This is a genomic window from Paenibacillus sp. TY11, assembly GCF_059772165.1.
In genome coordinates this window covers 1-15,816 of record NZ_JCBAIQ010000012.1, presented here as the reverse complement: position 1 = coordinate 15,816, position 15,816 = coordinate 1, and the positions used below count along the sequence as shown (strand labels likewise).

15 protein-coding genes, 2 pseudogenes and 1 riboswitch are annotated in these 15,816 nt (G+C 47.6%); of the genes and pseudogenes, 5 read left to right on the top strand and 12 right to left on the bottom strand.

What is annotated here, in order from left to right; translation table 11 throughout:
* Positions 1-138 precede the first annotated feature (138 nt).
* Positions 139-489, bottom strand: a complete 351-nt coding sequence (locus tag AC6EJC_RS14955; protein ID WP_444954653.1) for an ArsR/SmtB family transcription factor — start codon at positions 487-489, stop codon at positions 139-141.
* A gap of 131 nt (positions 490-620) precedes the next feature.
* Between AC6EJC_RS14955 and AC6EJC_RS14950 the strand changes: the two genes are divergently transcribed.
* The 3 genes from AC6EJC_RS14950 to AC6EJC_RS14940 all read left to right on the top strand — a co-directional run bounded on the left by AC6EJC_RS14950 (position 621) and on the right by AC6EJC_RS14940 (position 2,691).
* On the top strand, positions 621-1,070 hold the full coding sequence (locus AC6EJC_RS14950; protein WP_137063176.1) for a MarR family winged helix-turn-helix transcriptional regulator: 450 nt from the start codon (positions 621-623) through the stop codon (positions 1,068-1,070).
* 309 nt (positions 1,071-1,379) lie between these two features.
* Positions 1,380-2,171 carry an arsenite methyltransferase gene (locus tag AC6EJC_RS14945; protein ID WP_444954652.1) on the top strand — a complete coding sequence of 264 codons (792 nt, stop codon included), beginning with the start codon at positions 1,380-1,382 and terminating at the stop codon, positions 2,169-2,171.
* A gap of 25 nt (positions 2,172-2,196) precedes the next feature.
* Positions 2,197-2,691 (top strand): arsinothricin resistance N-acetyltransferase ArsN1 family A, encoded by a 495-nt coding sequence (locus AC6EJC_RS14940; RefSeq protein WP_444954651.1) that lies wholly within the window; start codon positions 2,197-2,199, stop codon positions 2,689-2,691.
* A 299-nt stretch (positions 2,692-2,990) separates the two neighbouring features.
* On the opposite strand, the gene AC6EJC_RS14935 is transcribed toward AC6EJC_RS14940, so the two are convergent.
* The gene (locus AC6EJC_RS14935) at positions 2,991-4,334 is read right to left on the bottom strand and encodes a voltage-gated chloride channel family protein (RefSeq protein WP_444954650.1); all 1,344 of its coding nucleotides are present in this window, start codon (positions 4,332-4,334) and stop codon (positions 2,991-2,993) included.
* Positions 4,335-4,402: 68 nt separating this feature from the next.
* A riboswitch (Fluoride riboswitch) is annotated at positions 4,403-4,462 on the bottom strand.
* A gap of 342 nt (positions 4,463-4,804) precedes the next feature.
* Here AC6EJC_RS14935 and AC6EJC_RS14930 point away from each other — a divergent pair.
* The gene (locus AC6EJC_RS14930) at positions 4,805-4,933 is read left to right on the top strand and encodes a hypothetical protein (RefSeq protein WP_444954649.1); all 129 of its coding nucleotides are present in this window, start codon (positions 4,805-4,807) and stop codon (positions 4,931-4,933) included.
* A 166-nt stretch (positions 4,934-5,099) separates the two neighbouring features.
* Here the strand turns inward: AC6EJC_RS14930 and AC6EJC_RS14925 are convergent, their stop codons facing one another.
* Genes AC6EJC_RS14925 through AC6EJC_RS14910 form a run of 4 tightly spaced genes read right to left on the bottom strand, consistent with a single transcriptional unit; the run spans position 5,100 to position 8,611 of the window.
* The gene (locus AC6EJC_RS14925) at positions 5,100-5,981 is read right to left on the bottom strand and encodes an ABC transporter permease subunit (protein WP_444954648.1); all 882 of its coding nucleotides are present in this window, start codon (positions 5,979-5,981) and stop codon (positions 5,100-5,102) included.
* A complete protein-coding gene (locus tag AC6EJC_RS14920; protein ID WP_444954647.1) occupies positions 5,978-6,961 on the bottom strand; it encodes an ABC transporter ATP-binding protein in 984 nt (327 codons plus the stop codon). The genes AC6EJC_RS14925 and AC6EJC_RS14920 overlap by 4 nt, the downstream gene beginning before the upstream one ends.
* On the bottom strand, positions 6,958-8,064 hold the full coding sequence (locus AC6EJC_RS14915; protein ID WP_444954646.1) for a hypothetical protein: 1,107 nt from the start codon (positions 8,062-8,064) through the stop codon (positions 6,958-6,960). Before AC6EJC_RS14915 ends, AC6EJC_RS14920 begins: the two co-directional genes overlap by 4 nt.
* A gap of 28 nt (positions 8,065-8,092) precedes the next feature.
* Positions 8,093-8,611: a sigma-70 family RNA polymerase sigma factor gene (locus AC6EJC_RS14910; protein WP_444954810.1), complete on the bottom strand. Its 519-nt coding sequence runs from the start codon at positions 8,609-8,611 to the stop codon at positions 8,093-8,095.
* Between the two features lie 207 nt (positions 8,612-8,818).
* Between AC6EJC_RS14910 and AC6EJC_RS14905 the strand changes: the two are divergent.
* Positions 8,819-8,946 (top strand): annotated as a pseudogene (locus tag AC6EJC_RS14905) (IS30 family transposase); the annotation flags it as partial.
* 288 nt (positions 8,947-9,234) lie between these two features.
* Here the strand turns inward: AC6EJC_RS14905 and AC6EJC_RS14900 are convergent.
* The 6 genes and pseudogenes from AC6EJC_RS14900 to AC6EJC_RS14875 form a co-directional block, all read right to left on the bottom strand.
* Positions 9,235-9,947: pseudogene (locus tag AC6EJC_RS14900) on the bottom strand (DeoR/GlpR family DNA-binding transcription regulator); the annotation flags it as partial.
* Between the two features lie 290 nt (positions 9,948-10,237).
* On the bottom strand, positions 10,238-11,554 hold the full coding sequence (locus AC6EJC_RS14895; protein ID WP_444954645.1) for a hypothetical protein: 1,317 nt from the start codon (positions 11,552-11,554) through the stop codon (positions 10,238-10,240).
* Between the two features lie 177 nt (positions 11,555-11,731).
* Positions 11,732-12,292 carry an RNA polymerase sigma factor gene (locus tag AC6EJC_RS14890; protein ID WP_444954644.1) on the bottom strand — a complete coding sequence of 187 codons (561 nt, stop codon included), beginning with the start codon at positions 12,290-12,292 and terminating at the stop codon, positions 11,732-11,734.
* A gap of 303 nt (positions 12,293-12,595) precedes the next feature.
* A complete protein-coding gene (locus AC6EJC_RS14885; protein ID WP_444954643.1) occupies positions 12,596-12,844 on the bottom strand; it encodes a hypothetical protein in 249 nt (82 codons plus the stop codon).
* A 6-nt stretch (positions 12,845-12,850) separates the two neighbouring features.
* Entirely contained in the window at positions 12,851-12,991 is a 141-nt protein-coding gene (locus AC6EJC_RS14880; RefSeq protein ID WP_444954642.1) for a hypothetical protein, read from the bottom strand.
* A 932-nt stretch (positions 12,992-13,923) separates the two neighbouring features.
* Positions 13,924-15,816: condensation domain-containing protein (locus AC6EJC_RS14875; protein WP_444954641.1), on the bottom strand; the 1,893-nt coding region annotated here is incomplete at its 5' end.

Genomic DNA, 15,816 nt, shown 5'->3' with positions numbered 1-15,816 from the left:
CATGATATCCCTAGTCCTCCATCTTCTCGTTTGGCTGATCCCTCCCCTTTTAATCCACCACTTATAACATCACCTTATAAATATATACTTATATCGAAAATAACATTTATCCCCGCAAGGAGATAAACTGAACAACCTTTAGGAAGAGCAGGCTGGGGAATCCGGTCCACAAGATGCTATGAGTTCCTCTTTATTCAGCCATTTTAAAATATGCTTGGAGTCCGGCAAACACTCAAGAACGGCTTGAATATGCGGCTTGTCGTCTACATTTAAGGAATAGTATACCCATTGTCCTCTTCGTTCTTCCTTTACAATCCCTTGCGACTTTAATTTTCTTAGATGCTGACTAATGCCAGGCTGCGAAATATCGAAGATATCAACAAATTCGCAAACACACCATTCTCGTTCTCTTAGCAGGGAAAGCATGACCAGCCGATTTTTATCCCCCAGTAGCTTTAATTGTTCCGCTACATAAGCTAGTTGTTCCAATGTGTAACCTCCTTTCGATCATATAACTGTATGCTTATATACTAATTCAGCCCCATTTTAAAATCAAGCGAGAATATTACTTGCATTTTGCAAATTTAAAGTGTATAACTAAGGCATGAGGTGAAACATACATGGAAAATACACGAGAGTTATTTCAAAACATGACGCGTCGTTTAGGTTTATTGAACAAAAACTGTTGTACCGTGGGTGGGCACGACATTTCTCCGGTTCAAAGTCATATTCTTTATGAAATTGACCGTCAGCATAAACCCTCCATGCAGCAAATTGCTGAAACCCTTGGTACAGATATCACCACGTTTAGCAGACAGGTTCAGAGCTTAACCAAGATGAATCTGGTTGAGAAAACACCGGACCCTAGCGATCGTAGAGTCTACACCCTTTCGCTCACCGTGGAAGGTAAATATGTAGCCACCACCATTGATGCACAAATGAACGAATACTTAAACGAAGTCTTTTCGTATTTGACTGATTTTGAAAAAGAAACCGTGATTCGATCTGTCAAACTCTTTAACGATGCCATGGCCCAATCCAGCAAATGTTGTTTTCCGGTAACAGGATAATACTCTCTCCTTAAATACTTGCAATTTACAAATTTAAATCCAATCAAATGGAGGTTTTTGAAAATGTACGAAAACATTTATGTTGCGGAATACCTGATGAAATCTTGCGAATTGGAAAAGCAGCACCGATCTCAATCCGTATGGAAATGGTCAAATTCAAATCCTAAAAAAGGTCGGTTGTCTTTTGACTTTTTTCTTCCAAAACCAGTACAAACCTCTATCTGTTGCGCGCCTTGCTGCTAACTTAAACATAAGAGCTGTTCAAATTCTGTTCCACCTATCCAATCCAAATTAAAGGAGTGTTTTGATATGAATAAACCTACGAATGATGAAATCCGCCAAAATGTACGGAACCATTACCAACAGATTGCTGTTAAGGAAGTCAATCCCCCCGCAGCAGGCAGCTGCTGTGGATCTCCGTCAGATGCGGATATCCTCTCATCGCAAATGGGTTATTCCACTGAGGAGTTAACAGCTGTCCCTCAAGGAGCAAATCTCGGACTTGGCTGTGGTAACCCACAAGCTATTGCAGAATTGAAAGCAGGAGAAGTTGTTCTGGATCTGGGCAGCGGCGGCGGATTCGACTGCTTTTTGGCCTCTCGCCAAGTAGGGGACAACGGCAAGGTCATCGGAGTCGATATGACACCAGATATGGTCAGTCGCGCCCGCAGAAATGCGGTTAAAGGGAATTTCACAAACACCGACTTTCGTCTAGGTGAAATCGAGCATCTACCGGTAGCGGATGGTACAGTAAATGTTATTATTTCCAACTGCGTAATTAACCTTTCACCGGATAAACAGCAGGTCTTCAACGAAGCCTATCGTGTTTTACAATCTGGCGGCAGATTAGCCATATCCGATATCATTACGACCGCAGAACTTCCTCCTGAAATAAAAAACGACCTGGATGAGTTGTATTCCGGCTGTATTTCCGGCGCCTCTTCATTGGAAGAAGTAAAATCCATGCTGCAGCAAAGTGGGTTTACGAGCATTAGCATCGAACCTAAAGATGAATCCAAATCATTCATCAAGGATTGGGTGCCTGGCGCAAACGTGGATGATTATATTGTTTCCGCAATCATAAAAGCCAAGAAAGCCTAATAAGCTTGTGGGCGGGGGGATCAGCATGCCAATATTAAAAGTTCGAACAGCAACCTCAGAAGATTTGAACCGTATTCTGGACATTTACAATCAGGGGATTGAAGATCGGATAGCTACACTGGAGATGCAAACCAAGGACTTCAACTATATGGTTGACTGGTTTAGAGAACATCAAAACCGTTATACCATTTTGGTCGCAGAATCGGACGGAATCGTGGTTGGCTGGGCTTCTTTGAATCGTTATTCTCATCGTTGTGCTTATGATGGCGTTGCGGACCTTTCGATTTACGTAGACCGAACCTTCCGCAGTAAGGGCGTTGGCAGTGCACTTCATTCGGAATTAGAGAGAGAGGCCCGGAAAAACAATTTTTATAAAATAGTCCTGTTCACCTTGCCCATTAATGAAAAAGGTCAGAGGCTTTATCGAAAGATCGGTTACCGTGAAGTCGGCGTTTTTGAAAAACAAGGGGTTATGGACGGCCAATATATAGACGTTATGATTATGGAAAAATTGATCTAGGAGGCCAGCCAGCATTTTAACGGAAACATACACTAACAAATGTTTACACAAATAAAACCTGATTTTTCCTATTTTAAGTAAGAAAAATCAGGTTTGACATAAGAGTGGTGGATTCTATAGGAAAAACAGCTAACCATATACCTCCGTCTGGATTATACGAGTTGTGGGATAAACGAATCTTCCCTTCAAGCTTACCTGTCCATCCGAATTGATTAACTGGATATCTTTCAAGGAACATCCACTAACATACATGAATGCAACTATGATGATCAAGATTATGAAACAAGAAATCCACAGGGTCATCCTCTGCTTTCTTCTCCCGTCGAACCCTTAATTTTCTTTTTCAAACTTTTCACCGTAGCAAGGGTCGTACCTTGTGGAATTGAAATGAAATGACTTTTGGATATCCCGATTTGTTGCGACGTGTAGATACCGGTATGTCCTGAAAACAAATAGCTTACGATACAAGCAATAAAGAGATAAATGGCTGCGTCTGCTCCAAACAACTCAATGCCCATCAAAAAGCAAGCAATCGGTGTATTGGTTGCACCACAGAAAACGGCGATAAAACCCAAGGCCGCCAAAAAAGGAGCATATAGATGCAAAAATCCGGACAGTGCATTTCCTAACGTGGCGCCAATTGCAAATAACGGAGTCACTTCCCCACCTTGAAATCCGGCTCCCAAGGTCAGGGACGTGAACACAAGCTTCCCTAAAAATGCAAAGGGAGAGACATCGCCCGTAAACGACTCTTGAATCAATGGTATTCCCAAGCCCAAATAATCCCTTGTTCCCAATACATAAACCAAAGCGATAATCATCAATCCACCAACTGCGCTTTTTACCATAGGATTTTTAAAAAAACGGGTGTAGCCTTTTTTTAGTGTATGGGTTAGCTCGCTAAATAGAGTGCTTGTTAATCCAAATAAAATCGAGGCCAAAACAACCTTGAGTACCACCATCAGTGATAACGCAGGAATTTCTCCGATAGGGTAATGCAGGTGTGTGACACCCCAAAAAGAAGTGGCCACAATATTTCCAACAAAACTGGCGATAAAAGCAGGAATAAGCGCCTCATGACTGATCAGGCCGATGGCTAGTACTTCCAGTCCGAACACGGTGCCAGCTAAAGGCGTTCCGAAGATCGAACCAAATCCGCCGCTAATCCCACAGATCAACAGAATTTTTCGATCAACTGGTCCAACCCTCAATAACTTTCCAAACCCCTCCGCTAAGCTGCCTCCCATTTGTACGGCTGTCCCTTCTCGGCCTGCAGAACCTCCAAACAAATGAGTGATAATCGTTCCAAATAAAACAAGCGGTGCCATCCGCAGCGGAATGGTTTCCTTACCATCATGAATTTGCTCCAGAATTAAATTGTTTCCTTTGGCACTGTTCTTCCCATATCTCAAATACAGAAAGCTGACTAATGCGCCTCCTAAAGGAAGCAAAAATAATAACCACGGATTGTTCATTCTAAGATCAGTCACATAGTCTAGGCTCTTCAGGAAAAATGCTGACGCTGTTCCTGCTAAGATACCGACTCCGCTCCCGAGTACAATCCATTTGAGTAAAGTTCCCCATAAGGCCGCAAACCACCATCCCCCACAAATCACAGACCATCTTTGCTTCAACCGATTCATTACTTTCGTTCCCTTCAAATGTAATAGTACCGAAAAACAAATAGACTCCTACCAGGAAAAGTGAAAATTCGCTGGTAGGAGTCATTAGCCTCGCGGCGGTTATGGCGAACTCCATCGCCTTATGAACTTATGATCATCATAGCCGTAATTCACTTCTTGGTCAATACCTTTATTATATGGGGTTTAACCCATTTAAAACGAGCGGCATCTCCTGGCCTGTATTGCTTTACTGCTGCGGCGGCATCGTACGGTAGGACAAGTCAAAACCACATTTATAGATCATTATTTATCCATTAATGGAAATATTATTCCCCTACCTATCGCGGCAGCGAAGGTGGTGAAGGAAGGGACGAATTCGGGGGAAGTGATGTCGAGGATGTAATCAGTGCCTATCAATTTATGAAAGTGGTTCCTTTTGCAGTGTTTCGGACCTGGCCAGAACCTATGAGGAGCGGATTGATCTCCGCCGGATGATGAAGCGGGTGATCAGCGGCTCAACCGGCAAGCTTCCGCAAGCCTATAAGCTGAGGTCACCGATAGCCCACGTACAGGAAATCCATTGTCCGGTACTGATCATGCACGTGACAGAAGATGTGTGACTACAGCCATGGGGAAAACATGTTTAAGCGTCTGCAGGAAGCGGGAAAAGATGTGACTTTTCAAACCTTTGCAGGATATGGTCACCATCTCCCTCCTTCCATACATGCTTTGGCAATACAGAACATGTTTGCATGGCTGCTGAAACCTTAAGTTTCAAAGTAGAACCTATAAATCCTTGCGAACAAAGCGGCGCAGCCCGAGCCCAAAGAGCACAGCCGTGTAAAATGCCGCGTACACCAAAAAGGCTGTTGATGGAATCTCGCCGATACCAAACGGTCCACTCGCACTTACCGGGATAAGTTTATTGATATCCTCGAAGCTGAACAGCACTGCCTGCATTTTACGCTGTAGCCCATCCGCAGGCATGATCAGGGACAGGACACCCGTTATATTGTTCAGGGTCTGCATGGGACCTGGCTCCAAACCCAGAGAGCCGACGATTTTGCCAACCATGCCACCGAGCCAACCAGCCCCATAAAGCATTGTCATGACGACACCGTTCGCAACCGAGGACAAATAGCCGGACCCGAACATGGACACGGTCACAAGCAATGGAACGACTGAAGCAAAGAGCAAAAAAGCCTGCACCAGCACTACCGGATCACGCGGGATCGAAGCATGCACATCGGTGATCCACAAAATCAGGCTGTACAATATCAAGGCATAGATTACACCAAGCGAAACATAGCCGAGCCAGCGGCCCGTATACCATTTCCACCTTGGAATCGGCCGCGGCAGCATCGCCTGCATGACCCCCTGCTCCGCCTCGCCCGCAATCGCGGAAAATGAGCTGAAAATCGCTAAAAAGGCGAGTACAAAACTTGCGAAGAAAAAACCGAGAATCAAAATGAACATCCCGAGCGTAAATTCCTGGATCATAGTTTCATTATTCGTACCGCCTGTGATCACCCTGGAGGCAGAATCTCCTGCGATGGCGCCGGCAATAAACCAAAATCCCAGCAGGAATACAACAGTTAATAAAAGTGTCAGCAGGAGGACCCGTTTGCGCAGCAGCTCCTTCCAGGTCATGGTCCAAATAATCCTCATTCCTGTTCCCCCCTATGATTCAGCCCTGCAACAGCCTTCATGAACCACTCTTCAAGCCGTTCCCGAACTTTGGTGACTTCATATAACGTCATCCCCTGTCCGATCAGCAACGTATTGATCCAGCCTGCCTGTTCTTCGCTCTCCAGTTCCGCTTCAAGCCAGACGGTATCATCTATGCCCGTCTCTCCTGTAAATCCGCCTTCAGCTTTTCCATCTGTTATTACCCGAAAGCTGAAGCCTGTCGTATCCATAAGCCAGGACAGCAAAAAAGGCGAAAATCCGCCGACTTTAAAACGCCAGCAGACTCGCTTCTGTAGCACTTCGACTACCCGCCCATGACGGAGAACCTGTCCGTTATTCAAGAGTGCCATTCTGTCGCATAATACTTCCACATCCTCAAGCAGATGGGAGTTTAAGAAAATCGTTTTCCCCCGCTGCTTCAGTTCCTCAAGTATACTCCGCACATGCATTCGTCCAACCGGATCCATGGCGGAAGAAGGCTCGTCAAGAAAAATTACGGCCGGATCATTCACCAGCGCGCAAGCCAGTCCAAGCCGCTGCTGCATGCCTTTGGAATAATGCTTAACACGGTCCTTCCCCCGCTGACCCACACCTACCATGTGCAATAGCTCAGGAACTCTCTTGTCGATCACCTGCTTGTCCAAACCGCATAATCGCCCATGCAACCGGACGACCTCATCACCGGTAAGCCATTCCTGATACCGGTACAGCTCGGGGAGATACCCGATTTGCCGTTTCGCTTCGAGCGTACCGATGGGTGCACCCATCAGGGTCGCTTCTCCGACCGTCGGATGGATGAGTCCGACCAGCATTTTCACAAACGTGCTTTTCCCGGCTCCATTGGGGCCGAGGAAGCCAAAGGCTTCCCCTTTCCCTACGGCGATGGTCACGTTGCGGCAGCCGCGCCCGTTGCTGTATTCCTTGGTTAATCCTTTAGCGTCGATTGCCGGCTTACTCATACCTCAACCAGCTCCTTAAGCTTGTTCATGAAATCAGCCTCCGACTCATAGGCGCTCCCGCCTTCAAAGTAGAAGAGCTGTCCGCCTTTGATCCAGATGGCGGTACGGTTCGTCATTGAGCTGTACTTCTCCTTTTTAACCAGAACCTTGGTTCCTCCAACGGTAATCTCAGAAGTTTCAGCACCTTCATAAACCACATACGGCATAGGAATGGAGCCTGCCAGAATGCTGCTGCGCTTTACCTGCTCCTTCAGATTGGAAGGCAGAATCGGGAGCTGAAGAACGGCATCCACCGCTTCCTCCATATCAACGGACGGATCCACCGTAATTTCAGGAGTCTGCATCTGTGTCAGAGTTGCCCAATGGTCCTGATCGGTACCCAAATCATAATTTACACTTTCATGAGTACTAAACGATATTTCTTTACCGTCCATCGACTCCGGCAGCAGCTTCGTTGCCCCCACACGCTGCATAGCTTTATTGATCTCATCCACATTCATCTTCATTGTAATTTTTTGCGAAGGAGTAACGTACACACTTTCCTTCGTTCCGGCCACATTTACCGGAAGAAGCTGATATCCGAGCCTGGAGACGGCCTGTTCACGCGTAAATTCTCCCTGTACGTTTCCGCTTTCCGATGTAAACTGGCCAAAGGTGTTTTCCATGTCAGCCGATTCTCCCGGAACCAGCTGATTAAACATATCTTCGAGCGTGCTTTCGTCAACTGTAGCGATATCCTGCACCCGAAATTGATTTAAAATTGCCGCCAGCGCGTTATTTCCCATAGGAGTTGCAAGTACTGCGCCGAAGATAACGGCTGCCGCTGCCGCTGCGGCCCACTTCCGGCCTTTGCCTGCCCGCCGGCGGAAAGAAGCAACCGGAGCCGGAGCTTCAACTTTCAAACTGGATGCCGAATCCTGAATTGCGGCTGAGTCCGCTGACGGCGTAAGGGTATCGACAAGCTTCAGACCGTCCTCTTTGTTGTTTATGCCCCAAGTCTCCCATTTGGCGTTTACCGGCTCCGTAGCCATTTTCTGTTGCAGCCTCTCCCAGGCTTCGTGTGTACTTTTGTCCGCTTCTGAATGCTGCGGTTTGGTAGTCATATCGTTTCAACCCTTTCCGAATATTAGGTTAGTCCTGCTGTGCCATAGCCTTGCTGGTTGTGGCCTTCAGCTTGCGTGTCGCTCTTTGCAGCAGACTGCCGATTAGCGGCGGCCTGACATTAATCTCTTCCGCGATCTCCGCATAGCTGTAGCCGGAGTAGCGGAGAATCAGCGCCTGGCGGTCTCGTTCGGGCAGCCTGTCCAGCCAAGCCTGAACCTCTTCCTGATCCAATCGACGCATCAGCGCCTCTTCGCCGGATTCAGGAGCGGCCTCCCCCTCATACATCATCTCCTGCTTGTTCTGCAGCTTTCTCTCCCTTGCCTTCTTCTCTAAATAATCGTATCCGATTCTTGTCAGTACCCGGTGCAGCCATGCTCCCAGGGTTGCCGGGTTGTCCGGCGGATTCCTGTACAGCCTCAGAAATACTTCCTGCGCCAGATCGTCGGCTGCGGCTTCATCACGCACCAGCGCGGCCAGTTTTCTGCGTACGGTTGGATAATGCTCATAAAATATGTTGCGGAATGCTGAGGATTCCGGAATACTCATTTTGTAATTGCCTCCTTTTAAGCTGCAGCTATTAGGAAGACGAACCTTCTTCCTTTTTTGTATCATACTCGGGAGATTTTCTTCGAATTTTTTTATTATAAGACAGATTGTAATATGAAGTGCGACAGCTAAAAAAGCAAAAAAACATGTATGGGTTTGTGTAATATGGAAGTTACCACACAACCCTTTACACAGGAGGAACCCAACATGAGCTACTCCCATCTTAGAATAATAGAACGCAGACAAAGACTTTACATCGATTGAGCTTTACAACCCGAGAAAAAGCTCGAGAATTAGGACGGCACCACTCCACCATTGCTCGTGAAATCCAGCGAATTCATGAGCTTGAGTGAGGAAACTAAATCATATCGAAGGAGCTTAATACCGGCTAATTCAGCAACTAAAAAAAACGATCATCCTAAATTAGGACAACCGGTTTTTAAACTCAGGAACTAACTATAATGTTAAGGTACCAACTTTAATGTAACTGAATAATTAGTTGTCAGGTGATAAAAAACTGTGGAACTAATTTCGTTGATTTTACTGGGTTTGCTGGGTTTGCTGCGGCACGTGATTAAGGGAAAAATAAAAAGTCTGGAACTACTGCAAATTCCATTGAAAGAAAGTTGGAAACTCATCTGCTCGGTAATCAGGTCTGCCTCCTCCAGATCAAACAATTTGGCAAAGGTTATCTCTCCCATTTTGCTGGAGTCTGCAAGCACGTACGATTTGCCTGACAGCTGGTGCACTCGCCTTTTAATCAAGGCTTCCTCCGGGGTCGGGCGTTGTATACCCCATCTCGGCGTCCACTCCGTTGGTTCCAAGAAAACATTTGTCGAACCGGAAATTATCCATGTTCTGCAGCACAATGCTGCCAATGACGGCTTTCGTATGAATTTTCATCATGCCGCCAAGCAAATAACTTCGTATCCGCTTGCTCACCAGCGCTTCCACATGAGACAGCCCGTTGGTAACGACGGTTACGTCTCTGGCTTCAATGAACGGAATCATCGCTAATGTAGTCGTTCCCGCATCCAGATAAATACATTCGCCATTCGCGATCTCCTGGGCGGCCAAACGGGCAATCGTCATTTTTTGTTAAATGTTTTTGGACGTTTTCTCTTCCATGCCCGGTTCCAGTGTTTTCTCATTCATAAGTGAGACACCGCCGTGTATGCGCTTTTAGCAGCTACCGGCTCTCCAAATCAATCAAATCGCGTCTTATCGTTGATTCCGAAGCTCCAAGCACCTTCACGAGCTCTTGCAATTTGACCATTCCGCGCTTTTGTAATCGCTCTATAATTGCGGCATGTCCGCTCTCAAAAACTTGCGTCATTCGACTTTTGTGCATGCACATAGGCTTAATTCACATCCCAATAAATCCAATTTAGTCCATATTAATCCATACCACCAGGCGAACCTATTGGACAGGGACAGCACCCCGCCATTCAGGCCTATGGTTCAATCAAACCAGAAGATTCTGGCTAACCCAATAATACGAAAAAGCCGCTTCTAGGCGACTTCTCTGTGTGCATTTTTCGGCTAAAGACGGAATATGGTTCCAAGCGTCAGACAAATCCGGTGCAGACTCCTCTAAGGCGATGCCTCCAGTGCTGGCTGCTTCACCTACCGGATGTCCATCTGAACCTCTTTTTCCAGGTGTACCTCGTCCAGATCCCTTTTCACCCGAATGTCGTAGTGATCCTGTTCAGGCGCCATGATCGACAAGTCGTATTCGTTGACTCCTGCGGACGGTACAAGCATATCTTTTCGATCTGCCAATTTCTCGCCGTAATATTCTTCCGTAAGTTCCGGCGATTCGGCAAGCTGTTTCATAAAGGAGGTAATATCGAACCTTAATCTCATTTTGTGATCATTTGGCTGTACCACATGAAGTTTCAGAAAACCATCTTCATAACGGGCTTCCGTTATCTGCATGACGTGATCTTTAAACGTAAACGTTTTGGGCAATTCTTCACCCATGGACAGGGAAACCGAATTGCTTTCTGTCCAGTCAGACACCTCTACTCCAGGAAGATGGAATGTTAACCGCTCCACGGTTGGATCAAAGTAAGGAGAAGAGACAAAGGTCAGCTCGATAAGTCCCGGTTTAAAAGCATGATGCGTAGGCTGATATTTCAATCGATACGTATCAAGCGGGTATACCTTCCCGTTATTATCCGTGAGCCTTAACCCCTGATCCTCCAAATTTCGGGCCAAATTCAGGTCAAGCCCAAAAGCATCACTGTTGTCCAGACGCAGCTCCAGGTACGTATTCAGCGGAGTAATTCTAAGGTTCTCGACAACAAGGGACCGAATGTCAGGGTCATCCTTGATTTCGACGGTTTGCGAGACGGGTATAACCTTATCCTCCATCCATTGCGAAGAATGGAATGGCACCTGCAGGGCATATTCTTTTTCTGTTCCGGATTCAGCATCATCATGAACGAAAAGCTTGAAGCGAAGACTCTCCGGCTTTTCGTTCAAAAACGATTGAACCTCTTCTGAAGTCAACTGCACGGCATAGGAGACGGCCAGGACAGGCTGCCGCGTTTTTTCATCATAGATCACTTCCTGGCTGCTGCTTCCCTCGATCCCTTGAAAGTCGATACTCTGGACGTTGTATTGCCCTGCCGTTTGGTCCAATCCCTGGCTTCCATCCGGGTTCTGAATCATGTGATTCTCAATATTATCATCCGAGATAAGGACTTTATAAATAAGCATTTCGCTAGTCAGGTAAACGTCTGACAGGGTAACCTGCATCTGATCCAGCTTCCAGGTAACCGGGGTAAAGGGAGTATATTCGTGCTCCGCTGCATTCTTTACTCCATCCACCGTACGCGTGGAAGACAACCAATCCGTTACCAACGAGATGCCCGATATATTTCTGAGCATCTGGGCAAACGTAGGGGATACCTGTGAAGTGAAAACGAGAATTCCCACCGCTGCCGCAACCCCGGCGAGCCAAGCGCCTGTTTTTTTTTTTTTGGCTGAAATTTCGCCTGATCGGATCCTGCATTCATTTCGATGTTCTTTGCGAAAGTCCTTAACGACTCGGGCAGGGCTATTTGGTCGAGCTCTTTTGAAAGTTCACTACGCCATTGGCGTTCATTCTCCATATCAAACATCGCATATCACCTTCCCATTATTTTGCCTTATTTTTAGAAGCTTGGCCCTCGCATGATGAAGCCTTGACTTCACCGTACCCTTTTTAACCCCGAGAATCCGGGAAATTTCCTCCACCGACATTTCCTGATAGTAATAAAGCACGATGACCGTTCGGTATCGCATATCCAAAGACATGACTTGGCGGAGAAGACAGGAATCCTGCTCCTTTTTCAGCAGCGCGTCGACAGGCTGTGCTTTCTCGTCAACCGGGTCGATCTCGTTCAAGTCTCCCGAGAACCGCCTCATTCTCGATTGTTTTCTGGCGAGGTCCAGGAATCTCATGGCTGTCAGCTGTTTGAACCAACTGGCAAAATTGCGAATCTCTTTTCCGTTTATAATCGCTTGATAAGCTTCAATCATCGCATTTTGAACCGCATCCTCAGCCAAATCGGTTGATCCCAGAATGGCCGCCGAAGTGCTGTAGGCACGGTGAAGCATAGGCTCCATAAGCCTGTAGAAAGCCTCCCTGTCTCCATTTCTGCAGCGTTCCATCCACTGTTGTTGTTCCGGCATTCAATCACTTCCTAATCTTGGTCTACAACATATAGGCGAATCCCGGCCGTCCCCGGTTCAAAAAAGTTCGCTTAAGACAAAAATCCTGCAGCAGGCACATTCGGCACCACTGCAGAATTCGTATGCTCTATTCGATTCCGAAAATGATCAGGCCATCTCCGGTTTGGGTTTGGGTTTGGGTTTGGGTTTGGGTTTGGGTTTGGGTTTGGGTTTGGGTTTGGGTTTGGGTTTGGGTTTGGGTTTGGGCTTGAGCCAGTTTCCCTCTTCATTGATAAAGGCCCCCTTGAAACATCCCATCTCCAGCTATTCGATCAGCTTTTCCTCGTCCATTCCCAAAATACCCGCCAGCTGCTCCGACGTGTAATAATCCTCGAGATCATAATCGATCAGCAGTGGGACCGCCGTATCATATAGCTCCCGGATGAGGCTCTCAAAGGATTGCCGTCCAAGATTGTCCATTTCCCTGAAAACCTGCAGCCGCTGGGACACCAAATGGTGAAATGATTTATTCCCCAGGTTCATCCACACCGTATTGCAGGCCTGTACGCTCATGTGATTTTATTCCACGTCAAAAAATTGAACCTCTTCCAGCTTCATGTACTTTTCCTGAAAGGCAACAATTTTAATGATGGGTACCTCCCGCTGGCGTGAAGCCTTTTTCAAATGGGCCCTGAACTGCTCGTAGCTCATCTCCTTCATGCGTTGTTACACCTGCATTTAACATGTTACATTCGACATTTTACAACAAAATCGGCATAAGTTTAAGTTCCGATTGCAAAAAAGAACCCCACAGCTTCAATATGCTGTGCGGTTCGTATGAGGGGGCAAGGCAGCCCTTTTATTCCAAAACTCCGCTTTTCACCCAGGTCGCCGTAAATTCCTGCTCTTCATAATCGAAAAGTTGCCTCAGTATATGTCCCCGATCGTCCAAAAACAGCTGGTCGGCCACAGCGCCACAACCTTTATGAACGGCACTCCTGGTGCCGGATATGGCTGATGCCGACAAACCGCAGCTGGCGAGCGCCGAATAGTTGAACACAAACAATCTATACGGCAGTATCTCGCCCTCCTCATCCCTGCTCGTCATCGCAATGCCCGGACTGAGGTATGGATGCGAATCAATCAGCTCGTTACGGATTTCCTCAGGAGCCTCATAGCGATCCGAAGTGACATTGAATTATTGCATCCCTTCTCTAATCTCAAATTATAGTCATTTTTATTTTTTATACATAAATTAAAATGAACTTCAAGGCGTTTTTTACTTTGGCATCGATTTTAGTGTGCTTACTTAAGTTTGGAAACACGCCTAGATATTCCATCGTAGTTATAGTAATACTGATGTGACTGCCCTTTCCTTTTTGAAATTCCAGAGCTTGCACTTCGGATTACTGGAAAATTCCGGCGGCAAATCTCCTGGATTATGATAATGTCAGCAAATTGCTTGTGTTTTAAATAAACGAATTTGCACATTCCTGTACCTGTATAACGATAATATACATCCAGAGATCACTGAATTCAGCGGCACTTGACGTCAGATTCCTGTGGTGGATTTTTCCCTTTCATTTGGAAAAAAACACCCGGCAGGATGCGTACCGAGAGAAATACGGCATACACCCAAGCCGGGTAAGGGATTAGAAAATAATATCAATGGCCTCTAGCACATCTTGCTCCTGTTCGGATTGCCCGTTCAGGGAAATATCCTTCAACAGCACCGAAGGCTGTTCGCAAATTTGGGTGATGATCACGAGCAGGTCCTGAGCGAAATTGTCGATCAGATTGCGCGTAAACAACTTGGTGGCATATTCAAACTGCCCGTTCATTCCCTCATCCAGCAACGAAATGACCAAGGTAAGATCAAATTGGGAAACCGTATGAGTTTCCGGATAAGATTCGATCTTGATATCCCCGAAGCTTTGAACGTTATCTTCCTTGGTTTCCAGAACAAACATGACATCGAATACAGGATTGCGGCTTTGATCTCGCGGCGCCTGCAGCTTTTTCACAAGCTCCTCGAACGGATAATCCTGGTGGTCGTAGGCCCCCAGCATCGTTTCTTTGACTTCGTTCAAGTAAGCGAGGAACGTCTTCTCCCCGGACGGATAATGGCGAATCGCCAAAGTGTTGACAAACATTCCGATGAGCGGCTCCAGGTCGGCATGTGTGCGGCCCGAAACCGGCGTGCCTACAATGAAGTCTTCTTGTCCCGAGTACTTGCTGAGCAGGATTGAATAGGCCGCCAATAACACCATATAAAGGGTGGCACCGTTCTCATCGGCGATGCGCTGCAAGCTGTCGGTCATCTGCTTGTCGATGCTGAAAGGCAGCACATCTCCCTCAAAGCTGCGAGCGGCAGGTCTGACAAAGTCCGTAGGCAGTTCAAGCGTCGGCAGTTCGCCTTCCAGCACGTCCAGCCAGTAGGCTTCCTGACGGTTCAGCCGCTCTTTTACAGGTTCGGACTGCTGCCAAGCGGCGAATTCCTTGTATTGAATCCGAAGCGGTTCCAGAGTCTCGCCGTTATACAGGCGCAGCAGCTCTTCGACGAAGATGCCCATCGACATGCCATCCGTGACGATATGATGAATGTCCAGCATGAGCAGATGCCGTTCCGCTTCCCATTCGACTAAGCCCACACGCAGCAGCGGCGGCCGCTCCAAATCAAAGACGCGCACAAAGCCGTCTACGATGCTCTTCGTTTCACTTTCCGTCGCTTTCGTATACTCGACGGCAAACTTCAAGTCCGGATAAATCCGTTGTACCGGTTCGCCGTCGACCATTTCGAAGCCGGTTCGCAAAATTTCGTGACGAGCTACCAATCCTTTGAGCGCCGCCTCGAGTTGATTCCGTTCCAAGCGCCCGACGAGAACCGTCATGCCGGACATGTTGTAGCTAAGCTCGGCGCCTTCCATTTGCTGCTGGATGTACAGCCGTTTTTGCACGGAGGAAAGCGGATAGTAATCCCTCTTATCCAGAACCGGAATGGAGAGGTGTTCCTGCCGCTCCAATTGGCTGATCGCTTCGGCCATCGCTTCGATGGTCGAGTGCCGGAACACATCGCGCAGCGGCAGGTCCACGCTCAGCTCCTTGTGCACCTTGCTGACCAGCGTCGTCGCCCGCAGGGAGTGCCCGCCGAGGTCGAAGAAGTTGTCCGTCACGCCAATCGTGACCGGCCCGAGCACGTCCTGCCAGATGGCGACCAGTTTCGCCTCCAGTTCGGTGCGCGGCGCCACGTATTCGCGGCCTGCGCTTGCTCCCCCTTCCGGCGCCGGCAGCGCCTTCCGGTCGATTTTCCCGTTCGGCGTCAGAGGCAGACGCTCCAGCTCGACGAAGTACGACGGGATCATGTAACCCGGCAGCTCGCTGGAGATCGCCCGTTTCAGGTCTGCCGCCGTCAGTTCGCCATCCGTTGTGTAGTACGCGCACAGCGCTTTCTGCCCGTTCGCGTCACTTCGAACCAGCACCACCGCTTCGCGCACGCCTTCCACCCGCAGCAGCTGCGACTCGATCTCGCCCGTCTCGATCCGGTA